Annotated in this window: 24 protein-coding genes; 10 read left to right on the top strand and 14 right to left on the bottom strand. The window is 48.0% G+C overall.

Features of this window, described 5'->3' with window-relative positions; translation table 11 throughout:
• Window positions 1-67: 67 nt before the first annotated feature.
• Window positions 68-1,039, top strand: a complete 972-nt coding sequence (locus tag WBL83_RS16595) for a polysaccharide deacetylase family protein (protein WP_424590185.1) — start codon at window positions 68-70, stop codon at window positions 1,037-1,039.
• A gap of 63 nt (window positions 1,040-1,102) precedes the next feature.
• On the opposite strand, the gene WBL83_RS16590 is transcribed toward WBL83_RS16595, so the two are convergent.
• From WBL83_RS16590 to rfaD, 6 genes are all read right to left on the bottom strand, one after another.
• Complete coding sequence (locus WBL83_RS16590; protein ID WP_424590224.1) at window positions 1,103-2,278, bottom strand: O-antigen ligase family protein; 1,176 nt, start codon at window positions 2,276-2,278, stop codon at window positions 1,103-1,105.
• Window positions 2,265-3,167: a sugar glycosyltransferase gene (locus tag WBL83_RS16585; protein ID WP_424590184.1), complete on the bottom strand. Its 903-nt coding sequence runs from the start codon at window positions 3,165-3,167 to the stop codon at window positions 2,265-2,267. Before WBL83_RS16585 ends, WBL83_RS16590 begins: the two co-directional genes overlap by 14 nt.
• 20 nt (window positions 3,168-3,187) lie before the next feature.
• The gene (locus WBL83_RS16580; RefSeq protein ID WP_424590183.1) at window positions 3,188-4,264 is read right to left on the bottom strand and encodes a glycosyltransferase family 9 protein; all 1,077 of its coding nucleotides are present in this window, start codon (window positions 4,262-4,264) and stop codon (window positions 3,188-3,190) included.
• Window positions 4,265-4,270: 6 nt separating this feature from the next.
• The gene (rfaC, locus tag WBL83_RS16575; RefSeq protein ID WP_424590182.1) at window positions 4,271-5,248 is read right to left on the bottom strand and encodes a lipopolysaccharide heptosyltransferase RfaC; all 978 of its coding nucleotides are present in this window, start codon (window positions 5,246-5,248) and stop codon (window positions 4,271-4,273) included.
• Window positions 5,248-6,297, bottom strand: coding sequence for an ADP-heptose--LPS heptosyltransferase RfaF (rfaF, locus tag WBL83_RS16570; protein WP_424590181.1), 1,050 nt, complete (start codon window positions 6,295-6,297; stop codon window positions 5,248-5,250). Before rfaF ends, rfaC begins: the two co-directional genes overlap by 1 nt.
• 79 nt (window positions 6,298-6,376) lie before the next feature.
• On the bottom strand, window positions 6,377-7,351 hold the full coding sequence (rfaD, locus tag WBL83_RS16565; protein ID WP_424590180.1) for an ADP-glyceromanno-heptose 6-epimerase: 975 nt from the start codon (window positions 7,349-7,351) through the stop codon (window positions 6,377-6,379).
• A 219-nt stretch (window positions 7,352-7,570) separates the two neighbouring features.
• On the opposite strand from rfaD, the gene kbl reads away from it, so the two are divergent.
• Window positions 7,571-8,767: a glycine C-acetyltransferase gene (kbl, locus tag WBL83_RS16560; protein ID WP_424590179.1), complete on the top strand. Its 1,197-nt coding sequence runs from the start codon at window positions 7,571-7,573 to the stop codon at window positions 8,765-8,767.
• Between the two features lie 10 nt (window positions 8,768-8,777).
• Complete coding sequence (gene tdh, locus WBL83_RS16555) at window positions 8,778-9,803, top strand: L-threonine 3-dehydrogenase (protein ID WP_424590178.1); 1,026 nt, start codon at window positions 8,778-8,780, stop codon at window positions 9,801-9,803.
• Between the two features lie 51 nt (window positions 9,804-9,854).
• On the opposite strand, the gene WBL83_RS16550 is transcribed toward tdh, so the two are convergent.
• From WBL83_RS16550 to gpmM, 5 genes are all read right to left on the bottom strand, one after another.
• Entirely contained in the window at window positions 9,855-10,775 is a 921-nt protein-coding gene (locus WBL83_RS16550) for a hypothetical protein (protein ID WP_424590177.1), read from the bottom strand.
• Window positions 10,768-12,000 (bottom strand): glycosyltransferase, encoded by a 1,233-nt coding sequence (locus WBL83_RS16545; RefSeq protein WP_424590176.1) that lies wholly within the window; start codon window positions 11,998-12,000, stop codon window positions 10,768-10,770. The genes WBL83_RS16550 and WBL83_RS16545 overlap by 8 nt, the downstream gene beginning before the upstream one ends.
• A gap of 72 nt (window positions 12,001-12,072) precedes the next feature.
• Complete coding sequence (locus WBL83_RS16540) at window positions 12,073-12,984, bottom strand: divergent polysaccharide deacetylase family protein (protein ID WP_424590175.1); 912 nt, start codon at window positions 12,982-12,984, stop codon at window positions 12,073-12,075.
• Window positions 12,985-13,032: 48 nt separating this feature from the next.
• Window positions 13,033-14,316: a murein hydrolase activator EnvC gene (envC, locus tag WBL83_RS16535; RefSeq protein ID WP_424590174.1), complete on the bottom strand. Its 1,284-nt coding sequence runs from the start codon at window positions 14,314-14,316 to the stop codon at window positions 13,033-13,035.
• A 9-nt stretch (window positions 14,317-14,325) separates the two neighbouring features.
• The gene (gene gpmM, locus WBL83_RS16530; protein ID WP_424590173.1) at window positions 14,326-15,873 is read right to left on the bottom strand and encodes a 2,3-bisphosphoglycerate-independent phosphoglycerate mutase; all 1,548 of its coding nucleotides are present in this window, start codon (window positions 15,871-15,873) and stop codon (window positions 14,326-14,328) included.
• A gap of 245 nt (window positions 15,874-16,118) precedes the next feature.
• Between gpmM and WBL83_RS16525 the strand changes: the two genes are divergently transcribed.
• The 5 genes from WBL83_RS16525 to cysE all read left to right on the top strand — a co-directional run bounded on the left by WBL83_RS16525 (window position 16,119) and on the right by cysE (window position 19,290).
• Entirely contained in the window at window positions 16,119-16,550 is a 432-nt protein-coding gene (locus WBL83_RS16525; protein ID WP_424590172.1) for a rhodanese-like domain-containing protein, read from the top strand.
• 25 nt (window positions 16,551-16,575) lie between these two features.
• The gene (grxC, locus tag WBL83_RS16520) at window positions 16,576-16,827 is read left to right on the top strand and encodes a glutaredoxin 3 (RefSeq protein ID WP_124022207.1); all 252 of its coding nucleotides are present in this window, start codon (window positions 16,576-16,578) and stop codon (window positions 16,825-16,827) included.
• A 60-nt stretch (window positions 16,828-16,887) separates the two neighbouring features.
• On the top strand, window positions 16,888-17,355 hold the full coding sequence (gene secB / locus WBL83_RS16515) for a protein-export chaperone SecB (protein WP_139881178.1): 468 nt from the start codon (window positions 16,888-16,890) through the stop codon (window positions 17,353-17,355).
• Window positions 17,355-18,374 carry an NAD(P)H-dependent glycerol-3-phosphate dehydrogenase gene (gene gpsA, locus WBL83_RS16510; protein WP_424590171.1) on the top strand — a complete coding sequence of 340 codons (1,020 nt, stop codon included), beginning with the start codon at window positions 17,355-17,357 and terminating at the stop codon, window positions 18,372-18,374. The genes secB and gpsA overlap by 1 nt, the downstream gene beginning before the upstream one ends.
• Before the next feature lie 94 nt (window positions 18,375-18,468).
• Window positions 18,469-19,290, top strand: coding sequence for a serine O-acetyltransferase (gene cysE / locus WBL83_RS16505; RefSeq protein WP_064541738.1), 822 nt, complete (start codon window positions 18,469-18,471; stop codon window positions 19,288-19,290).
• On the opposite strand, the gene trmL is transcribed toward cysE, so the two are convergent.
• The 3 genes from trmL to cpxR all read right to left on the bottom strand — a co-directional run bounded on the left by trmL (window position 19,287) and on the right by cpxR (window position 21,915).
• Complete coding sequence (gene trmL, locus WBL83_RS16500) at window positions 19,287-19,760, bottom strand: tRNA (uridine(34)/cytosine(34)/5-carboxymethylaminomethyluridine(34)-2'-O)-methyltransferase TrmL (RefSeq protein WP_424590170.1); 474 nt, start codon at window positions 19,758-19,760, stop codon at window positions 19,287-19,289. The two genes, cysE and trmL, sit on opposite strands and share 4 nt — an antisense overlap.
• A gap of 89 nt (window positions 19,761-19,849) precedes the next feature.
• The gene (gene cpxA, locus WBL83_RS16495) at window positions 19,850-21,220 is read right to left on the bottom strand and encodes an envelope stress sensor histidine kinase CpxA (RefSeq protein WP_424590169.1); all 1,371 of its coding nucleotides are present in this window, start codon (window positions 21,218-21,220) and stop codon (window positions 19,850-19,852) included.
• The gene (gene cpxR / locus WBL83_RS16490; protein WP_034461436.1) at window positions 21,217-21,915 is read right to left on the bottom strand and encodes an envelope stress response regulator transcription factor CpxR; all 699 of its coding nucleotides are present in this window, start codon (window positions 21,913-21,915) and stop codon (window positions 21,217-21,219) included. The genes cpxA and cpxR overlap by 4 nt, the downstream gene beginning before the upstream one ends.
• Before the next feature lie 150 nt (window positions 21,916-22,065).
• On the opposite strand from cpxR, the gene cpxP reads away from it, so the two are divergent.
• Together cpxP and fieF are read left to right on the top strand one after the other, a co-directional pair.
• Entirely contained in the window at window positions 22,066-22,563 is a 498-nt protein-coding gene (gene cpxP / locus WBL83_RS16485; protein ID WP_424590168.1) for a cell-envelope stress modulator CpxP, read from the top strand.
• Between the two features lie 124 nt (window positions 22,564-22,687).
• Window positions 22,688-23,590 (top strand): CDF family cation-efflux transporter FieF, encoded by a 903-nt coding sequence (gene fieF / locus WBL83_RS16480; RefSeq protein WP_424590167.1) that lies wholly within the window; start codon window positions 22,688-22,690, stop codon window positions 23,588-23,590.
• The last annotated feature ends 171 nt before the right edge of the window (window positions 23,591-23,761 follow it).

Raw genomic sequence — 23,761 nt, 5'->3', positions numbered from 1 at the left:
TAAGCGGTTTGCCCTTATCTGGCAGGCTGCGTAACATGATGTGAACATCTTTATCTCAGAGACGGAAATGACCAAACCTGCATTCATCATCACCATTGATACCGAAGGCGATAATCTCTGGCAAAACCACCGACAAATCAAAACTGAGAATGCGCGCTTTTTGCCTCGCTTTCAGTCTTTATGTGAAAAGCATGGGTTTAAACCGGTTTGGCTGACGAACTATGAGATGGCTGTGGATCCTGTTTTTATCGAGTTTGCTAAAGATGTGATTGCGCGTGGCCAGGGTGAAGTTGGCATGCACTTACACGCATGGAATAGTCCGCCTGATCACGATTTAACCGGTGATGACTGGCGGTGGCAGCCTTATCTCATTGAGTACAGTGATGAGATCATGCGTGAGAAAGTGGTTTATATGACCACTTTGCTGGAAGAAACATTTGGCATAAAAATGCTAAGCCACCGTGCAGGACGTTGGGCATTTGATAGCCGCTACGCTAAATTGCTGGTGGAGTTGGGCTACAAAGTGGATTGCTCTGTCACACCAAGGGTGAACTGGCGAAATGCGAAAGGTTCCCCAGCAGGCACTGGTGGAACGGATTATCAACATTTCCCGAGTCAGGCTTATTTTTTGGATCTGGATAATATTCATCAGACAGGAAACTCAGCATTTCTCGAGGTACCGATGAGTATTCAGTATAAACACAGTGCTTTGATGAATAGCTTTAAACAAAGTTATGATCGGTTAAGAGGTAAATATCGCAGCCCTTCAGTTAACTGGCTGCGTCCGTCTGGCGGTAACGCTGAGCAAATGATAGCGGTGGCCGAAAAAACCTTATCTCAAGGTAATGATTACGTGGAGTTTATGCTTCATTCATCGGAATTTATGCCAGGCGGTAGTCCAACATTTAAAGATGAAGCGAGTATTGAGCTGCTTTATCAGGACCTTGAAAAATTATTTTCCTGGCTCGCAGAACGAACCAGGGGAATGACGTTGGCAGAGTACTATCTACAGAAAGAAAATTGCTCCGATAATCTGTAGTTGTAATTAATGCCAGATACTCAAGAATTTAATTTTGAGTATCTGGGGCTAACAGTGAAATTATTATTGATATGAGTTTTCTTTTATCGGTATGCTTAGCACAATTGCTAATGGGAACCAGAATAAGAACCAAAATTCTTGAGGGTTTCCGATAATAAACATTCCTTGAGTCATATAGTAAATCAAAGCAAAGATAAAGATGGATGCTTCTGTTTTTTGTTGTGCACGTATGTGTTTGCGCAGTTGCAACAATCCATAGCCAATAACACTTGCAAGTAATATAAACCCAACGATGCCACCTTTTAAAAACGAAGACAGGTAAATAGAGTGGGTTGTGGAAATATTTTGGCCAATGCTGTTTACGAAGACCAGGCTCTTATCATAACCCCATCCAAAAATTGGCTTCTCCTTCGCTACTTCTAAAGTATTTTCCCATATACCGAAGCGAATGAAACTTTGTTGATATGTACTTTCTAAACGATCGATAAAGATATGATGAAAGTTGGTGAGAAATACCATCGCCATAATAGCAGCAATAATCACAACCCCATAAAGTATATGTTTGATCTTATAGCGTGGGTTAACTATGAATAACAACACAAATGCTGCTGTAAAGGCAATTAGCGGGCCTCGGCTCTGAGTCAAAAGAAGTGATGCAAGTAAAATAGGGAAAAGTAAATAGAGCCAATTTTTTCCTGTTTCCCGAATAAATATTATACCACATAATAATCCAATGGCCATATAGCCACCAAGGTCAATGACATTATTTGGTGCCCATGGGAAGCTATTCTCTAGTCGGTTTTGTAGGACGATTGTTTTGTCGACCATTATTAATGTTAGTACAGATAATAAACTCATACCAAGAAACACGGCACCCATCACATATCTTTTATAACCTAATCTTTCCGCTTGGCGGAAAAGACAAATGAATATTAATAAGTATAGCATTTGCTTTAAGGTTGAACTGACATTTACTGGATTTTGTGACCATAAGTTAGATAGAGAAAAATACAATAAAAATAGCAGCGGGAAAATTAAACCTTTCAAAAATGTCTTGTCTCGTAGGAATTTGTCTCGAGATTGTGGGGAGAATATAAGTGTAGAAAGAAAAAGGATTAGTGATATATGAAAAAGAAGATTTACTTTTGAAACATTACAGAATATAGCACTAAAAAACATAAATGCTACAAAAAAAAGAGAATATATCTTTTCAGTGCGCAGGGGACTAGTTAAAAGCATCACGGTAATCCATTTTTGGGAAAATACTCGAAGGGACTGCACTGTCTAATGATAAGTTGAACAACTCAACATTTTTATTATCCAGTGCATGCCTGGCAAGTTGGAATGCTGGGATAATGGTGTTGTGTAATTTATCATCAAGAAATGATGGTAAAATATCGTCTGGGCTTTCATAAAATCGCGGGCTGGAAAAATTATTCATATCTAAACCAGCAATATAAATTTTATCGAAGCCTAAATAGGTAAGGATTTGCAACGCCCAATAAACTACTGTTCCTGCATCAAATATTCCGGTTCTAATGTCATAATTGAATGCAATACTATTTGAGTTTTCGAGGAATATAATGTCTGTTTGAGAGTGAAATATTTGTTTAACATTATTTTCTGGGATTTTGTGCTCAAATATCCTATAGCATTTATCCTCAATAACAGCTAGTTTACACTTAATTTTTTTTAGTGAGAATTTATCAATGAGTTTAACGATACCATGCATTGTAGTGAATAGAGTCAAATTATCATTAGCAATAATTTGCTCCAGAATTTCTGGTCTATTATCAATGAAAGTCATATCAACTATGATGTAAATATTGAAGACCACTTCTTTGTGAAGATACCAGGCACCATTAACTCCAATAGTCGGTATTTCAGGAATAGATGAAAAATCTATTTCTTTTACCGAAGGTCCTGTTGCAGTCAATAGAACACGCCCGTTATAGCTTTCTTTGATAGTCGAAAGGTTCTGTAGTGGAATTTGACTGTTTTTATAGAATAATTCCGAGATAGCACCAAATTTATCTCGTTGTATTTTGACATAGGGCCATAAATTTTCATTATGACGCATGCTTCTCGGGTGCGTATATCGATATATTTGTTTCGTTAAGGTACTCATAAGACTCTCATCTTATCCTATTATCCATTATTCTGATGATTAGCAATAAATTGATAAATATCAGATAAATCATCATCACTCAATGCAAACATCTCTTCTCTTGTTCGGTCGAAATAATAAGGTGCTTCAAAGATATATGATTTCTCATATTCTTTTTTTCCAATCAGTAACACATTCCCCAACGGTCTTTGCTCTGCAATGCAGCATGGTCCGTAAATGAGAACAATTGGGACGCCTACTGCATCGGCTATGTAAACATTTCCAGAGTCTGATGCAATGTAGAAATCCATTTTGCTGATGGCAAAAGGCACATCTTCCAAAGGAAGTTCACCTACCAGGCTCACAATATCTTCCCGCGCACCGACTTCACGGTAGAGATCATCTAACCATACTTGTTCACTTTTGGGACCAAAAACGTAATAAGTGCAATTCACCCCCTCTAGCACATCAAAAATTCTCTTCCAGATTGCAGAAGGGATGGTTTTTGATTTGTTTCCTGCAGAAATACTCAGACCTATTTTGGTTGCGTTTTGTTTATCCAGTGAGGCTGGATAGGTCGAGGGCTTTCTTAATGGGAAAGTGGCATGCTTGGGCGCATCCTTCCAGGTGAGGTTTCTATCTGCAAGCTTAAGGTAATCGTCTACGGTTAATTGATCTTTTCTATGTTCCACAACGCCGGTCGCCGTCAGATAAAACAAAGCGTGGTACCAGCGGCGAGTGTAAGTCGAGAGGAATTGCTTGTTTGCGGCATTACAGACTGCAGCAAAAAAAAGGTTAGTGCTGTTAGGCTGTAATAAATAGATGTTTTCGTAGCGATTCAACAGCTTTAATGCCAGCCGAAACTTACGCCAAAGGCTCTTTTTATGTTCTTCGATAAGAAAAATAGTGTCGATAGTTCCATCATACTTAGCCAGCGGAAGAACGGTTTTGCTGATTAACACATCACTGTGCTTCAGATAGCCGAGCAAAGAGGTAACATTGACGAAGTCCCCTATTTTGGCCGTTTGAATCATCAAGTTTCGGCCTGTTTTTTTATAAAACAGTTTTCCGAACAACTTGAACGGGAGAAAAAGGATAAAGAGGAATAGATAGCTCATTAATCGTTATTCTGCTGCTATGTGACTGATTTTCTGGAGCGCGGTAAACGTATCTGCAGCGGTAATATTAGCCATGCTTTTCTCTGCGCCTCGTAGTTCATGCTGATTTTCGCCGTAACCACCAATCAGACCCGGATCGGTAGGGCCATATAATGTTATGTTTGGTCGGTTAAGTGCAGCGGTCAGGTGGCTCAGTCCAGTATCGACTGAAACAACAGCTCTGGCCCCTGCAAGCTGTTTGGCGACTTGTTCAAGCGACAAGCGCGGCAACACCTCAACATTATCAAATCCGTCGGCCAAACGGATTGCTCGTTTGTGCTCGTGTTCCGCACCCCACGGGAGTTTAATACGTAAGCCCATTTCATGCATTATTTGAATAAGATTTCGCCAGTGTGATTCCGGCCAGTGCTTTTCGTCGCGAGTTGTTGCATGCAGGAAAATGAAATATTCCTCGCTATCGGCGGGAGCTGTAGCCAGAAAATGCTGCGCGATTGCGTAATCGCCTTGATTTTCAGGCTTCTGATAACCCAGACTTTTGGCGAACAACTCTCGGGTGCGTTCAACGGCATGTTGTCGCTTCGCAATGGCGTGGCGACGATTGTAGAACAGACTCGCCAGGGGTTCGCGGGCACTGTTCCAGTCCATTCCGTGTTTAATCCCTCTGGCTTTTCTTGTCACCAGAGCGGCACTCTTTATCAGTCCCTGAGCATCAATGACGGCATCGTAATTTTCGGCGCTTAATGCGCTGTAGAAAGCGGTACGCTCGGCCTTTACAGGGGCTGAAAACCAGCTCTTACGCCAACGACGAATCGCGACAGGAAGGACTTTATCGACTGCAGGATGCCAGCTGGGGATTTGCGCAAAACCTTCTTCTACTACCCAGTCGAAGCGGATGCCAGGAATGGCTTGCATGGCATCTGACAGTGCAGGCAACGTGTGCAAGACATCACCCATTGACGATGTTTTGACAATCAATACCCGCATTACGCTTCCTTCTCCGCCAGTAGCAGGGCGGTTAGCTCATCCATCACACGCTCAGGTGTAATATCAATCAAGCTTTGATGATAGCCTTCCGCCGCATCGCCTTTACGAACTTTGTGATAGCCACTAATAAGGCGGATAACTCGCGCCTTATGCGAAAGCGGTGGTGTAAAGTCCGGGCTGCTCGGGCCGTATAAGGCAACCAGTGGGCGATTAAGAGCTGCGGCAACGTGCATCAGCCCTGAATCATTGGAAACAACAGCCTGGCATGCTGCAATTAAAATAACTGCTTGCTCGAGTGCGGTGTCACCAGCCAGATTGCGGCAATGAGCCTGTTGCTTCGTGGTCAATGCGCTAACAATATCGTTGCCTGCTTCTTTATCTTTTGCCGAACCAAACAACACAACCTGATAGCCATCATTAATGAGTTTGCCCGCAAGCGTAGCATAGTGATAATGCGGCCAGCGTTTAGCCGGTCCGAATTCAGCTCCTGGGCAAAAACCAATTATCGGCCGTTGGGCGTCGAGGCTAAAAGCCTGACAAGTTTGCATTTTTTCCCCGTCGTTAACCTGCAACTGAGGCCACAGCAACGGTTGGGGAAGATCTTTCGCGGATTGCATTTTGCCTTTGTCATAAGCCAAAGCAATATAACGCTCGACCATTAATGGCCAGGCTTGCTTGTCCAGAACGCGCGCATCATTGAGTAACCCGTAGCGCATTTCACCGCGCCAACCGGTGCGTTGCGGGATATTGGCAAAGAACGGAACCAGTGCAGACTTAAATGAATTGGGCAGCACATAGGCCTGATCGTAACGTTTAGCACGCAAGGCGTGTCCAAGACGACGACGTTCTCCAATTTCCAAAGCACCGTGCCCAAGTGGCATGGACAGCGCTTCGTTAACTTCCGGCATACGTGACAGTAATGGACGGCACCATGCCGGTGCCATCACATCAATGATTGCCTGGGGATAGCGCGCTTTGAGCGTGCGATAGAGACTTTGCGACATCATCATGTCGCCCACCCATGACGGGCCAATCACCAGTATTTTCATACACATCATCCTTCAAACTGTCTCTTTGTTGGCTGCCTTCGCTTACCCCAGTCACATAGTTTCCTATGTTGCAGGGGATTCACTCAGTTGCCGCCTCGATACTGCTTGAATGATTTTGTGTTTCAGCGCCACGGTTAAGCCAGGACATGTATTCTGTTACGCCTTCGGCAACAGTTTTAAATGGCTTGTCGTATCCAGCGGCACGCAGATTGGTTAAATCGGCCTGAGTAAATGCCTGATAACGGCCTTTGAGTTTTTCCGGGAACGGAATGTACTCAATGCTGCCTTTTTTATGGAACGCGAGTGCTGCATCCGCAATGGCCTGGAAGGATTCTGCACGACCTGTACCACAGTTATAAATACCGGATACGCCGTTTTGCCAGAACCACAGATTCACCGCGGCAACATCGCCCACATAGATGAAGTCGCGTTTAAAGCTGTCGCTACCTTCAAACAGTTTTGGATTCTCGCCATTGTTCAGCTGAGTGTTCAGATGGAACGCAACGCTTGCCATGCTGCCTTTATGACCTTCACGCGGCCCATAAACGTTGAAGTAACGGAAACCCGTAATCTGGGAGTTAGCTTCAGGCAGGATTTGACGTACGTATTCATCGAACAGGAATTTTGAATAACCGTAGACATTCAGTGGCTGCTCATATTCACGAGATTCTATAAAGTCGCTGTTACGGCCGCCATAGGTAGCTGCAGAAGAGGCATACAGGAACGGAATTTCACGCTCCAGGCAGTAATGCAGAACTTCTTTAGAGTACTGATAATTATTATCCATCATGTACTTACCATCCCACTCAGTGGTGGAAGAGCATGCACCTTCATGGAAGATGGCTTCAATTTCGCCAAACTCTTCGCCGGCCATAAGCTGGATTAAGAAGTCTTCTTTATCCATGTAATCAGCAATATTCAGATCGACGAGGTTGGCAAACTTAGTGCCATCTTTCAGATTGTCTACAACCAGGATATCCGTAAGACCGATATCATTCAGTGATTTAATGATGTTGCTGCCGATAAATCCAGCACCACCGGTGACAATGATCATAAGCGTAACCTTAAAAAAGTAGGGGGCAATGAGGCCCAATACCTCACGCGTTTATGACTCCTATCATACCATCACCCGAATTGTCTTTCCTAATAACCCGAAACTGGAAAGCACCTCGTGATTTATGCTGAAAATTCCAATTTCATTGAAGCGTCATCTCGTCTACTGGTATAGGTTTGGGTAATATGTTCTGAAATATGCCATGCCTGGAGAATCACAATGCGCGGAGATTTTTACCAACAGTTAACTTCCCAACTTGAAACCGCTCGTGCGGAAGGGTTGTTTAAAGAAGAACGTATTATTACTTCAGCTCAACAGGCTGATATCACTGTTGCTGATGGCAGCCATGTTATTAACTTCTGCGCCAATAACTATCTGGGGCTTGCTAACCACCCACAACTCATCGATGCCGCCAGGCAGGGCATGGATAAACACGGATTTGGGATGGCTTCTGTTCGTTTCATTTGTGGCACCCAGGACAGCCATAAAGAACTAGAGGGCAAACTTGCAGGCTTCCTGGGGATGGAAGATTCAATTCTTTATTCTTCGTGCTTTGACGCTAATGGTGGCTTGTTTGAAACGCTGCTCGGCCCGGAAGATGCGATTATTTCTGATGCGCTGAACCATGCTTCTATTATTGACGGTGTGCGCCTGTGTAAGGCTAAGCGTTATCGTTATGCCAACAATGACATGCAAGAACTTGAAGCTCGCCTGAAAGAAGCGCGTGCGGCAGGGGCTCGTCACATCATGATCGCCACTGATGGCGTCTTCTCAATGGACGGCGTTATTGCCAACCTGAATGGGGTTTGCGACCTGGCCGATCAATATGACGCACTGGTCATGGTTGATGATTCTCACGCGGTCGGTTTCGTGGGTGAGAACGGTCGTGGTACGCATGAATACTGCGATGTGATGGATCGCGTAGACATCATTACTGGCACCCTCGGCAAAGCACTGGGCGGCGCTTCTGGCGGCTACACTGCAGGTCGTAAAGAAGTGATTGAGTGGCTGCGTCAGCGTTCTCGTCCTTATCTTTTCTCCAACTCTTTGGCCCCAGCGATTGTTTCAGCTTCCATTAAAGTATTGGAAATGCTGGAAACGGGCGCGGAAATGCGCAATCGCTTATGGGCGAACGCTAGCCTGTTCCGCGAGAAAATGACCGCGGCAGGCTTTACTCTGGCAGGTGCCGATCACGCCATCATTCCTGTCATGTTAGGTGAAGCGGTTGTTGCACAGAATTTTGCTCGTGAACTGCAAAAAGAAGGCATTTATGTCACTGGGTTCTTCTACCCGGTAGTACCAAAAGGTCAGGCGCGTATCCGTACTCAAATGTCTGCGGCTCATACCACAGAACAAATTGAACGTGCGGTTGACGCATTTACGCGTATCGGTAAACAGTTGGGCGTTATCGCCTGAGGGAGCGGTCATGAAAGCATTAGCGAAACTGAAAGCAGAAGAAGGCATCTGGATGACGGATGCGCCCAAGCCAGAAATGGGACATAACGATCTGCTGATCAAAATCCGTAAAACCGCAATTTGCGGCACCGATGTGCATATCTATAACTGGGATGAATGGTCCCAGAAGACCATTCCGGTTCCGATGGTGGTTGGTCACGAATATGTAGGTGAAGTGGTCGGTATCGGCCAGGAAGTTAAAGGATTCAAAATCGGCGACCGTGTTTCTGGTGAAGGCCATATTACCTGTGGCCATTGCCGTAACTGCCGTGCGGGCCGTACCCACCTGTGCCGTAACACCACGGGTGTCGGTGTGAACCGTCCTGGTTGTTTTGCAGAATATTTGGTCCTGCCTGCTTTTAATGCTTTCAAAATTCCTGACAACATCTCTGATGACCTGGCTTCTATCTTTGACCCGTTTGGCAACGCTGTTCACACCGCGCTGTCGTTCGATCTGGTCGGCGAGGACGTGCTGGTGTCTGGTGCTGGCCCGATTGGCATTATGGCTGCGGCCGTTGCTAAGCACGTGGGTGCACGTAATGTCGTCATCACTGATGTGAACGAGTATCGTCTTGAACTGGCGCGCGAAATGGGTATCACCCGTGCGGTAAACGTCAGCAAAGAAAATCTGACCGACGTGATGAACGAGTTGGGCATGACTGAAGGCTTTGATGTGGGTCTGGAAATGTCTGGTGCACCACCTGCATTCCGTACCATGCTCGATACAATGAACCACGGTGGTCGTATTGCGATGCTGGGTATTCCTCCGTCAGATATGTCAATTGACTGGACGAAAGTCATCTTCAAAGGCTTGTTCATCAAGGGGATTTACGGACGCGAGATGTTCGAAACCTGGTACAAAATGGCGGCATTGATTCAGTCTGGTCTGGATCTGTCACCGATTATCACTCACCGTTTCGGTATTGATGATTTCCAGAAAGGGTTTGATGCGATGCGTTCCGGGCAATCTGGCAAAGTGATTCTCAGCTGGGATTAATCAATCTGTGATGATTAAAAAAGGCCGGGATACCGGCCTTTTTCATATTTATTATTCGCTGGCAGTCAGCTTTTCAGCATCCGTCAGATACCGCACTTTGCGGGTGTAATCTTGCCCTTTAAACAGCAATTCACTGTCGGGTGAGACAAGATATTTTTGCCATTCAGATAACGGGAAGCCGCCATGTGCACCGACAACCGGTTTTGGGATAACAGAGGGCACACCGCCAATTTTCTTGGACACTGGCCAGTTCATCCAGTCGCCCAGATTCACCGTTTTGATATCCAGCATATCCAGCAATGCAGCCAGAGGAAGTTGGTCAGTCGGCGGCTGGCTATCATCCATTAGCTCCCAGGTGTCCTGGAATAACGTTAGCCATAACGGGCAGATTCGACGCCAGGTTTTACGCGACGCTGCGAGAAAAGCCCCGTTAACGTGATCGACTATGTATGGACGAACGGTATCTTTGTAATACGCAGGGACTTTTTCGACCGGCGCTTTATCCACCTTGGAGATCATTTTCCCCTGACGGAAACTGGAGTAAATATGATGATCTTCGATTTTAAAACGTGGCATTTGCAGCAGGTTAAGATCGGAATCGATCATCAAAATACCGTCGGTGCGAGCTTGCAAAGGCGCATTCAGCTTGATTAAGCGACTGAGGTAGATTTGCTTGTAACGGTAGCCTTCTTCACGTTGTTCAAGCTCAAGCGTCACGACTCGTGTTTTTGGTGGAAGCTCACCGAACTCCAGGGCTGGGCGATCGGAAACAATTACGATCTCCTCAACATCAGGCGCGAATCGTGCCGCGAATGTTGCTGAAAGCAAACCTTCTTCGATGTAATCCGCACCCGCGCAAGGAATAACAATCGATGTTACCGGCACAGCCGCACTTCCCGCTGCAGGCTCCTGATAAGGGATATTATGACGCGCCGTAATATGGCGATATTTTGCATTCAGAAATTTAAACATTTTCATTCCGGGTTGGTTTTACTGCGCCAAGAACGGCTTCGACACCGGCAACATAGTGCTCGATCGCATAATTATCAATCACGCGCACGTAAGCCTGCTGAATTAGAGCTTCACGTAATTCGCTATCTTGCCACACTTGCTGAAGTTGCGAAGCGAGCTTAATGGTATCGCCATAGGGGTAGAGCAGACCGGTGCGACCTGAGTCGATTAACTCAGCAGTACCCGTCACATTTGAACCGATAACTACCGTTTTGAGCAGCATGGATTCGAGAACAACGCGCGGCAATCCCTCACTTTTCGAAGCAAGAATGAAGGCATCAAACGCGGCCAAATAATCTAACGGATTATTACGGAAGCCAGTAAAAATCACCCGATCGGCAAAGCCGTATTCTGCTGCCTGGCGTTTTAATTTTTCGCGATCTGCACCTTCACCTACCAGCACAAATTTCCATTTAGCTTCGGGATGCTGCAATTGAAAGCGATGCAATGCTTCGATAGTGTGATGGCAGGACTTTCTTGGAATTAATGAGCCAATACTGCCAAACAAAAATGTGCCGTCTTCAGCGTCTAACGACCGACGTATCGCCATACCTGAAGGGAGTGGCTGGTGGATATCAATGGCATTGGGAACCGTAATACACAGCGATTTTTTCACCCCATGATTGAGCAGCACGCTCTCAACACCATGAGAAACAGCAATGACGGCATCGCCGATACGGTTTACGATTCTGGTAATCGACTGGCTCATCACCGGCTCAATACGGCAGTGCTGAACGACTGCAACATCAAGAGGCTCTGCCGCGAGATAACCTTCCAGATTGGAACCCGGCTGGTTATTCATATACAGAATTTCGTACTTATCACGCTGGAGTAACTCGCGAATGCGTTTCGCATTAGGCTGTATTCGCCACTTTGCATCAATATACGCGGTGATCTTTTTGCGCCCAGCTTTGCTGAAAAACAAAAATGCGCGCGCCACTTCTTTACTGACTTTTGCCCAACCCGGCTGTTTGCGCTGCGGGATGAAAATGACAGGGATCTCAATGCTATTGAGCACTTTCTCAATGGTTTCGCCTTCTCCGCGCGCATAGTTGTAGTAAAAGCAGCACGTGATATCAAACCGCTGACGGTCAATACGTTTGAGCAATTCCAACATACTGTTGGTGCCGCCACCCCACTCTTTACCATTATCCAGCAGGAGAATTTTACGCCGTTGTTGCGCCATTGATGACCGGATCTCTGAAGTCAGTATTTGCCCGGCATTATAAATGCTCGGGCCACAGGTTTATATGAAATATCAGGACTGAGGAGTAACGGTGTTCCATCCCTGCCATTGATTCTGCATATATTTCACCAGCGTGCTTTGGCTGATGCTGTCGCTCAGGACCGTGAAGTAAGTGGTGGCATACACCGGTTCCAGCGGTTTATTAGGCTTGCAAAGTTTCACGCCGCTGAAAGGATTTCTGGGTTGTTCAGCCGGTTTAACGGGCTGCACAGGACGCGAGTTATTGGGTCTTGAGGTATCAACCTGCGGCTCATTAAGCAGACTGCTCGGGCGCACCAGAGTAATGTCCGAAGGTAAGTTGTACACCATCTGTTGCAACACGCGCACGGTCGACGGATGCGGATGGCCGATGGCAATCGCTGAACCATTTCGGCGCGCTAACTCAACGGCACGATTAAACTGGAAGCGAATATCGGCTTCGTTTTGCGTATCGTCGAGGAATACTTTACGTTTGATAACTTTGACGTTAGTCCCGGCAGCCGCCCGCATCGACTGGCTATTTCCTATCGTCATGCTGTCGAGGAAATAGAGATTGTATTGCCCGAGGGACTGCATCACTTTCTGCATTCCGAACAAGCTGGATGTCATGGCGCTACCCATGTGATTATTCAAACCCACGGCGTAAGGCACTTTATTGACCGCGTCACGAATGATTCTTTCGATCTCACCGCTGCTCATATCCGGGCGCAGGGTGTCTTTTTCCAGAGGTTGTTTGCTCAGCGGAGCCATCGGCAAGTGAATAAGCACTTCGTGCCCAGCATTATGTGCCTTGGTTGCCATTTCGCGTGCGTGAGGAGCATTGGGTAAAACGGCAACAGAAATATTAGAAGGGAGTGCGATAACCTGATTTTCTTGCGCAGGACGATAACCGAAGTCATCTATCACAATTGCCAGTTTTCCGGCGTAAACGGGGGTTGTCAGCATAAGTGTGCTGACGAGAGAGAAAAACACACGACGGATTTGAAGCAAAACTTATCTTCCCAACCACGGTTGTGGATTGACGGCCTGGCCCTGGCGACGAATTTCGAAATAAAGTGACGGGCGGCCCTGACCGCCACTGTTGCCTACCAGTGCAATCGCCTGGCCGGCGCGAACTTGTGTTCCAACATTAACCAGTGCGCTCTGGTTATAACCATACAAACTCATATCGCCTTTGCCGTGTTCAACAACCACTACGAGGCCATAGCCCTGTAGCCAATCGGCAAGGATCACGCGTCCATCAGCAATGGCTTTAACTTCAGTGCCTTCACCCGCGGAGATGACAATCCCCTTCCAACGTAGCTCACCCTGGAGCTGTTCGCCATAGCGATGCAAGATTGAGCCACGAACGGGCCAGAATGCTTGCCCACGAGGTGCCCCCAAACCGCCGGTGCGCGAGATCAGTGAACGCTCGCTCTCGGTGGGTTTGTAGGTGCTGCCTTTGCTGGTGGCTTCTTTTTGACGGTTGCGAACCTGTTCAGCTTCGCGCGCTTCTTTCTCGGCACGCGCCTTGGCTGCGGCTTCTGCACGGGCAAGTTGATCGCGCAGACGTGATTCGTTCTGACGCATTTCACTTAGCTTTTGCTGATCTTGCTGCAAAGAGGATTCGAGAGTAGAGAGTGTTTTTTTACGCTCGTTACGTGCGCTTTCAAGCTTAGTTTGCTGAGCTTGTTGTTCGTAGAGCAATGTCTGTTGCTCGGTTTGCTTCGATTCCAGGCTCGCTTTTTGCTCCGCCGCTTCCGCTTTAGTTTGCCTTAGCTGTTCGATGGTTTCCTGACGCGCGGCATTCAGATAGCCGAAGTAAGCCTGCAAGCGTTGTCCGCGTTGGCTTTCTTCACCGCTTAAAATCAGCTGGATACCCGTATGTTGGCCCTGGCGAAATGATGCATCGAGTTGAGCGGCCAGATTACGTTCCTGCGAGGCCTGCTGTTTTTGCAGTTTTGCGAGGGAAGCATTCATGGTGGCAATTTGGCGGTTGAGATCGGCAAGCGTATTTTCTGTGTCGCGCAGCTTGCGGCTGGCTTCAGCAATCGCTTTTTCTTGGGCCTGGAGTTGAGCAAGTAACGTGGAACGTTGTTGCTGTTGCTGGCGTACCGCGCGTTCTTTAGTCGCAATATCCTGCTGGATAGATTTCAACTGGGCGCGATCGTCGGCATGACTGGTAAAAGGGCATAACAATACGCCAGCGCTTAGAACGCTGGCGTAGATCATAGGCCTGACTGAAAACGTTTTCGATTTCACGGCCCATGTTATTGAAAAAATCGCCTTTCCCCTCATGGGGAGGGATTATTCCACGATGAACAGCGGCTTGCCAGTCATCTCTTGCGGGATTTCCATACCCATCAGGTTCAACATAGTAGGAGCGATGTCAGAAAGCTTGCCGCCTTCTACCGCTTTCACACTACGGGAACCCACATAAATCAACGGAACTGGCAGGCTGGTATGCGCGGTATGTGCCTGACCTGTTGCCGGGTCAGCCATCTGCTCTGCGTTACCGTGGTCAGCAGTAATCAGCAACTGGCCACCCACGCTTTCAACGGCGGTAACCACCTGAGCAATACAGTTATCCAGCGCTTCGATTGCTGCCACAGCCGCTTCGTAAACACCGGTATGCCCAACCATGTCACCATTTGGATAGTTACAAATGATGGTGTCGTATTTGCCGCTATTGATAGCTGCCAGCAGTTTTTCAGTCAGTTCTACAGAGCTCATCTCTGGTTGCAGATCGTAAGTCGCCACTTTCGGGGAGTTGATCAGAATACGGTCTTCGCCAGCAAACGGCTCTTCAACGCCACCGTTATAGAAGAAGGTGACGTGCGCATATTTTTCAGTTTCGGAAATACGCAGCTGAGTCTTGTCGTGCTTCGCCATCCATTCACCGAAGGTATTGGTCAGTGATGCTGGTGGGTAAGCACAGGCGGCTTTGATGTCCGCTGCATATTCAGTCAGCATCACGAAGTCACCAAAGTTAACCACTTTCTTACGCGCAAAACCGTCGAAGTCAGCGTTAACAAAAGTACGGGTGATTTGACGAGCACGGTCTGCGCGGAAGTTCATGAAGATCAATGCATCGCCGTCGTTCATCGCGGCATCAGCTTCGCCTTCTGCGCGGATAACGGTTGGTTTAACAAATTCGTCGTTTTCTTCACGAGCGTATGCCGCTTCCAGGCCTGCAATTGCGGTTTCTGCCTGGAATTCACCTTTTGCCTGAGTCAGCAAGTCATAAGCCAGTTCAACGCGGTCCCAACGGTTATCGCGGTCCATTGCGTAGTAACGGCCAATCAGCGAGGCAACACGGCCTTTGCCGAGAGAGGCAAATTTATCAGCAAATTTCTTCAGTGAAGACTCTGCGCTGCGTGGTGGGGTATCGCGACCATCGAGGAATGCGTGCAGGTAGATTTTTTCTGCGCCGCGCTCAGCTGCCAGCTCAATCATCGCCAGAATGTGTTCTTCGTGGCTGTGAACGCCACCGGCTGATGCCAGACCCATGATATGTACTGCTTTACCTGCGGCGACAGCTTTGTCTACTGCGGCGGTAAGCGTTGGGTTGGCGAAGAAAGTACGTTCTTTAATTTCAACGTCCAGACGAGTCAGATCCTGGTAAACAATGCGGCCAGCGCCAAGGTTTACGTGACCCACTTCGGAGTTACCCATTTGGCCGTCTGGCAGACCGACTTCCATACCTGATGCGTTGATCAAGGTATGAGGACGCTGCGCCCACAGGTTATCCATAACCGGGGTTTTAGCATTCAGAATAGCGTTATCCTGCTGCTCTTCGCGGTGACCATAACCATCCAGAATCACCAGAACCATAGGTTTTTTAGTAACTGACATTGCGATAACCTCTAAGTCAAAGACAAAATTTGCGTAATTTTACTACAGCCCACGGGGTAAATAGCCGCAGAAGATCAAAGAAAGGGGTTGGATTGTGATCGGTTTTACGTTGTTAAGGTAATTTTTTTCGTAACAGTCCGCAGAATCTACATAACCTAACGCAGACTGGCTGTATTTGGCACAACGCAAATGTATACTCCTCACCTGGTTTTTTCATATTACTTAGTCGGGAGCTACACCCCCCCATGCAAGAAATTATGCAATTCATCGGTCGTCATCCCATACTTAGTTTGGCGTGGGTTGGCTTGTTTGCCGCCGTACTTTTCATGACCTTTAAAGGTTTAACCTCCAAAGTTAAGGTCATCACCCGTGGTGAAGCGACACGCCTCATTAACAAAGAAGATGCCGTTGTCGTCGACGTGCGTTCACGCGATGATTACCGTAAAGGTCATATTGCTAACTCATTGAATGTGCTGCCAGCTGATATTAAAAGTGGCAACTTCGGTGAGCTGGAAAAACATAAAGCGCAGCCTGTGATCGTGGTTTGTGGCAATGGTATTTCTTCTCAAGAATCAGCCGCATTGCTAACCAAAGCCGGTTTCGAGAAAGTGACCTTGCTTAAAGAAGGTATTGCTGGCTGGAGCGGGGAAAACCTGCCATTAGTTCGCGGTAAATAAATCGAAAGGCACATTGGAGAAGACCATGGCGAATATTGAAATCTACACCAAAGCAACCTGTCCGTTTTGCCATCGCGCAAAAGACCTGCTGCAAAGCAAAGGGGTCACGTTTCAGGAGTTAGCGATTGACGGTGATGCCGTTAAGCGTGAAGAGATGATTAAACGCAGTGGGCGAACCACAGTGCCGCAGATATTTATTGACGCACAGCACATTGGCGGATGCGATGACTTGTATGCACTTGATGCTCGTGGTGGACTCGATCCCCTACTTCGCTAGTGCTACTCCTTTTGTCGCTTACTGCCGTTTAAGGACGTATTAATTTTTTAAGGGTTAACAATGTCAGAACAAAACAACACAGAAATGGCTTTCCAGATTCAGCGTGTCTACACCAAAGACATTTCTTTTGAAGCACCAAATGCCCCACACGTTTTCCAGAAAGACTGGCAGCCAGAAGTGAAACTGGATCTGGATACCGCTTCCAGCCAACTGGCAGACGACGTCTATGAAGTGGTGTTGCGTGTGACTGTTACCGCGACACTGGGCGAAGACACTGCGTTCCTGTGTGAAGTTCAGCAGGCTGGTATCTTCTCCATCGGTGGGATCGAAGGTCCGCAGATGGCACATTGCCTGGGTGCTTACTGCCCGAACATTCTGTTCCCTTATGCACGTGAAGCAATCACTAGCCTGGTTTCTCGTGGTACCTTCCCGCAGCTGAACCTTGCACCGGTTAACTTCGATGCGCTGTTCATGAGTTATCTGCAGCAGCAAAACGGCGAAGGTGCTGAAAACCATCAGGATGCCTGATGAAAAGCCTTAATGCCTCAATGACTGTGATCGGTGCCGGTTCGTACGGCACCGCTCTTGCCATCACTCTGGCGCGTAATGGCCACCACGTTGTTCTGTGGGGCCATGACCCTAAACACCTTGCTACTTTGCAGGCCGATCGCTGTAATGCGGCGTTTCTTCCTGATGTCCCTTTCCCTGACACTCTCCACCTTGAAAGCGATTTAGCGACAGCGCTGTCTGCCAGCCGCAATATTCTGGTTGTCGTGCCGAGCCACGTTTTCGGAGAAGTGTTGCGTCAAATCAAACCGTTAATGCGTCAAGACGCTCGTATCGTCTGGGCGACAAAAGGTTTGGAGGCGGAAACCGGACGCTTGTTGCAAGACGTTGCGCGTGAAGCTCTTGGCGACGAAATCCCGTTAGCGGTAATTTCCGGCCCGACGTTTGCCAAAGAGCTGGCTGCAGGATTGCCAACGGCAATCGCACTGGCGGCAACGGATGAAACCTTCGCTCAAGACCTCCAGCAATTGCTGCACTGCGGCAAAAGCTTCCGTGTTTACAGCAATCCAGACTTCATTGGTGTGCAGTTAGGTGGCGCGGTGAAGAACGTGATTGCGATTGGCGCGGGGATGTCAGATGGCATTGGCTTCGGGGCGAACGCACGTACGGCGTTGATTACCCGTGGTCTTGCTGAGATGACTCGTCTCGGAAGCGCCCTGGGTGCGGATCCTGAAACCTTCATGGGGATGGCAGGACTCGGCGATCTGGTCCTGACGTGTACGGATAACCAATCACGTAACCGTCGCTTCGGCATGGCGCTGGGGCAGGGTGCGGACGTTGATTCGGCACAGCAGAAAATCGGCCAGGTGGTAGAGGGTTACCGCAATACCAAAGAAGTGCGGGAGTTGGCAGCGCGTGTTGGCGTCGAAATGCCAATAACCGAGGAAATTTATCAGGTATTGTATTGCGGAAAAAACGCTCGCGAGGCAGCATTAACGTTGCTGGGTCGAACGCGCAAGGATGAACGGAACTCAGGCTAAAAAATAGCTACGACTTGATGGAACAACACAACCGCAATAACTGAAGCGTTCCGGTACTGAGTACCGGGCGCTGTTTTTCTGTCTGGAGAGAGCAATGTCGTCTGAAGAACTGGATCTGGTGTGGAACAATATTAAAGCCGAAGCACGAGCGCTTGCCGATTGTGAACCGATGTTGGCCAGTTTTTACCACGCAACTCTTCTCAAGCACGAAAATCTCGGTAGTGCGTTGAGCTATATGCTCGCCAATAAGTTAGCTTCCCCGATTATGCCGGCTATCGCCATTCGAGAAGTTGTCGAAGAAGCTTACGCAGCAGAACCACAAATGATTGCCTCAGCTGCATGTGATATTCAGGCGGTGCGCACCCGCGACCCTGCAGTCGATAAATATTCCACTCCGCTGTTATATCTGAAAGGCTTTCATGCTTTGCAGTCCTACCGTATCGGTCATTGGCTGTGGAAAGAGGGACGTCGGGCGTTAGCTATTTTCCTGCAAAATCAGGTATCAGTCTCATTCCAGGTGGATATTCATCCGGCAGCGCAAATTGGCTGTGGGATCATGCTCGATCACGCGACTGGCATAGTGATCGGAGAAACGGCAATTGTCGAAAACGATGTGTCGATTTTGCAGTCGGTAACCTTGGGCGGTACAGGTAAAACCAGCGGCGACCGCCATCCAAAAATTCGTGAAGGCGTGATGATTGGTGCCGGGGCTAAAATCCTTGGCAACATTGAAATAGGGCGCGGGGCGAAAATTGGCGCAGGTTCTGTGGTGTTACAACCGGTGCCGCCTCATACCACGGCGGCTGGCGTTCCGGCGCGAATTGTTGGCAAGCCTGAAAGCGATATGCCTGCCATCGATATGGATCAGCACTTTAACGGAGCCAACAACGGCTTCGAATACGGTGACGGAATCTAACTTCTCAGAACGGCGCCGGGATAACCCAACTGGCGCCAGGCTTCATACACCACTACCGAAACTGCGTTCGATAAATTCATGCTGCGGCTGTCCGGCATCATCGGGATACGGATTTTTTGCTCAGCAGGTAAAGCATTAAGTATCGTGGCTGGCAGACCTCGGGTTTCCGGTCCAAACACCAAATAATCCCCATCCTGATAGCTCACTGCGCTGTGTGCTGGCGTCCCTTTTGTGGTTAACGCAAACAGACGCTGCGGGTGTTCCGCTTCAAGAAACGCATCGTAATTCTGATGGCGATTTACAGCCGCGAACTCGTGATAATCAAGCCCGGCACGGCGCAGTCGCTTATCGTCCCAGCCAAAACCTGTGGGTTCGATGATGTGTAAGCGGAAACCGGTGTTGGCGCATAAGCGGATGATGTTCCCGGTATTCGGTGGGATTTCTGGTTCAAACAAAACGATATTTAGCATACTGCCCCCATAAGACTTGGGGCGCAGAATATCAATTTATCACCAGAAGGAAAACAGGCCCCGGAGGGCCTGTTCTATACGATGAAAATTTAGCGATGATACAGCGGCAGCCAAAGCACTAACCGCAATCCGCCCAACGGGCTGTCATCGGCTTTCACCCAACCACGATGTTGCTGCACCGCAGTTTCTACAATAGCTAACCCCAGCCCAGTCCCGCCAGATTCGCGATCGCGCGCTTCGTCTGTACGATAGAAAGGACGGAATATTTGTTCACGATCAGATGGACTAACGCCTGGACCATCATCATCAACGGTGATAGTAATTCCTTGATTATCAACGGAGAAGTTAACGGCAATTTTCGTGTGAGAATAGCGTAATGCGTTGCGGACAATGTTCTCCAGCGCGCTTTCCAGCGAGTTGGGGTTACCGTACATCAACCACGGGCCTGGTGGATAAGTCACTTCCAGCGATTTACCCATCTGCTCTGCTTCAAAGGCTGCGTTATCCAGCACTTCGGCCCAGATTTGATTGGCTTTCATTGTCTCGCTTGCCAGCGCATTTTTTTGCTGATTGCGGGACATCACCAACAGGTCGTTGATCATCCCATCGAGTCGCTGGGCTTCCGTTTCGATACGCTCAAGTTCCTTGCTTTCACCGGTTTTGCGGCGCAATAAAGCTGTGCCTAATTGCAAGCGCGTCAATGGGGTACGCAATTCGTGAGAGATATCGGACAACAGCCTTTGTTGCGTTGTCATCATCCTTTCCAGCGCGGTAATCATCTGGTTAAAACTGGCACCGGCGGCCAGAAATTCCTGGGGTCCAGATTCTAGTTCAGGATGTTGACGTAAATTACCCTGAGCTACCTCATCGGCGGCATTTTTCAACTTACGGGCAGGTTTTGCCAGACTCCACGCCAGCCACAATAGCAGGGGGGAACTGACCAGCATCGTGACAATAAGCAGCAATAAAGGTCTATCAAACAGCAGGTTAATAAAATCTGATTGGGAGTTACTTGCAGGGCGAATCAGGTAGAGTTGGTAGTTATCTTCACCATCACGTACCGAAAATGGCCCAACTAATTCAACGCGGCCATACTTTTTCTTTTGCGGATGATCGGAATTATCAGACTGACCGATAAAGTTACGAATGATCTGCATTTCATTGCGCTGGGCGCCAATAACTCGCCCTTCGCTGGTCACGAGTAATAAACGTTGTCCCGGTGGTGCCCATTTATCAATGGCCCGGAACAAACGACGCCACCACATCAGGTCGTTCGGTGGATCGTTTTCAAGTTCCGCTTCGACATGCTGTTCAATCATGATGCCTTGACGTTGCTCATTCTCCATCAGTTCGGTCATTTGACGCGAATCCAGTTTAGGCAACATCAGCACTAACATCAGCACTAACGCTAACGTCAACCAGAAGATGGCAAAAATACGCGCGGTAAGGCTACTTATCATGAAGCAGACACCATCAGGTAGCCGCGGCCACGTAATGTTTTAAACCACGGATGACCATCTTTGCGGTCCGGTAACTTACGACGCAAGTTGGAAATATGCATGTCGATAGCACGGTCGAAAGGAGTCAGACGTTTACCCAGAACTTCCTGGCTTAAGTGTTCGCGTGAAACGACCTGTCCCAGATGCTGTGCCAGCAAATAGAGCAGAGTGAATTCGGTACCCGTCAAATCGAGCGCTTGTCCATCAAAGCTCGCTTCCTGTCGACCAGGATTCAGGCTTAAACCGTCAACTTCGACCGTTGGAGAACCGCTGTCGCTGTTTTGCTGCTGCTCACTCCAGTGTGAACGACGCAAAATAGCGCGTATACGGGCCACCAGTTCACGATCGTTGAATGGTTTAGGCAGATAGTCATCTGCACCCAGTTCAAGGCCGAGAACGCGATCTAGCTCACTTCCTCTTGCCGTAAGCATAATGACAGGAGTCTGGTGTGACTGGCGCAACTCTTTCAACGTATCAATGCCGTTTTTCTTTGGCATCATCACGTCGAGCAATAAAAGGTCAATGGTGTCATCAAGAAGCTCCAACGCTTGTTCGCCGTCGTGGGCAACAATTACGTTAAAACCTTCCATGTCGAGCAGTTCCTTTAACAGGGAAGTAAGCTCTCGGTCATCATCAACTAGCAGAATTTTATTCATTGTTAAATTACCTCCGAGGCAGAAATTACGTCATCAAGGCGCGCTAATCTATGACTTTACGTTGTTTTACACCCCCTGACGCTAGTTTGCAGCGGGAATCGTAGACTGAATCTCGTTGAATCGCAGCACAGATGATTTCAGGAGCAAGTGATGCGCAATGTTACCGCTGCCGTCATGGCCTCTACATTGACTCTGATAACCCTGACCAGTCAGGCAAGCGATAACTGGTATCAAGGCGGTGAAGGCGCACTTAAGCGTAATAACCTTCAGAGCCATATGTTCGAAGGGATAAACCTGTCCGAACAACAGCGCCAGCAAATGCGCGATCTAATGCAACGGGCACGGCATGATAGCCCACCCGTGAATGTAAGCGAAATGGAGACCATGCATAAACTGGTCATCGCTGAGAATTTTGATGAAACGGCAGTGCGTGTCCAGGCTGAAAAAATGGCACAAGAACAAGTGGCTCGCCAGGTTGAAATGGCGAAAGTACGCAATCAAATGTACCGCTTGTTAACACCTGAACAGCAGGCCGTTTTAAATGACAAACACCAACAGCGCATGGATCAAGTTCGTGAGCTGGCGGATCTGCAACAGATGTCTTCGTTGCAGGCACTGAGTAGTAGCAGTAAGCGTAGTAACCAGTAACAAACCCTGTTTTCCTTGCCATAGACACCATCCCTGTCTTCCCCGCCTACCAAGGCGGGTTTTTTTTGCCTGATGGTTCAGATGAATCCGCTATACTAGCCAGCAATGATTTGCTGGAGCCCCTATGAATCAACAATATGGGATGCTGGTCAGCCGTGCCGCAATTGCCGCGACGGTTATGGCCTCACTGTTACTTTTAATAAAGATTTTCGCCTGGTGGAATACGGGCTCGGTCAGTATTCTGGCCGCATTGGTCGATTCGCTAGTAGATATTGCCGCGTCGCTGACTAACTTACTTGTCGTGCGTTACTCGCTGCAACCTGCCGATGAAGAACATACTTTTGGCCACGGTAAAGCGGAATCGCTGGCAGCACTGGCGCAAAGTATGTTTATTTCTGGTTCTGCGCTGTTCCTGTTTTTGACTGGCATTCAGCATTTAGCTGAACCGGCACCGATGAAGCAGCCTTTAGTGGGTGTGGTGGTCACGGTTATTGCATTGGTCAGCACGTTAATTCTGGTGACATTCCAACGCTGGGTGGTGCGGAAAACGCAAAGTCAGGCCGTTCGAGCAGATATGCTTCATTATCAGTCTGATGTTATGATGAACGGAGCAATTCTTGTTGCGCTTGCGTTGTCCTGGTATGGCTGGCACCGCGCGGATTCAATATTTGCGTTAGGTATCGGTGTCTATATTTTGTATAGCGCGCTACGTATGGGTTATGAAGCGGTGCAATCTCTTTTAGATCGTGCTTTACCCGATGACGAGCGACAGGTAATTATTGATATCATCAATGCATGGCCTGGTGTTAAAGGGGCGCATGATCTACGAACGCGGCAGTCAGGGCCGACCCGCTTTATTCAAGTTCATATCGAAATGGAAGACAACCTGCCACTGGTTCAAGCGCATGTTATTGCCGAACAAGTGGAGCAGGCGATTTTACGTCGTTTCCCTGGGTCAGATGTGATTATTCACCAGGATCCCTGCTCGGTTGTCCCGACGCAAAAACAGGGGCATTTTGAGCTTTAATTTTTCGTTGTAAAGTCAGACAGAGTCGATGTTTTTTAGATAAAATACCGATATATGGCCTGACCTGAATCAATTCAGCAAGAAGCGGTTGTTATACTATTCGTAGCAGAGTCGACGCCTCGGCATGCCGCAGGCCGTTTCCGGCAACAGGATTAATTTGCATTCAAAAGT

The organism is Buttiauxella sp. (genome assembly GCF_049686335.1).
Lineage (GTDB): Bacteria > Pseudomonadota > Gammaproteobacteria > Enterobacterales > Enterobacteriaceae > Buttiauxella.
This window is presented reverse-complemented; position numbering and strand designations above follow the sequence as displayed.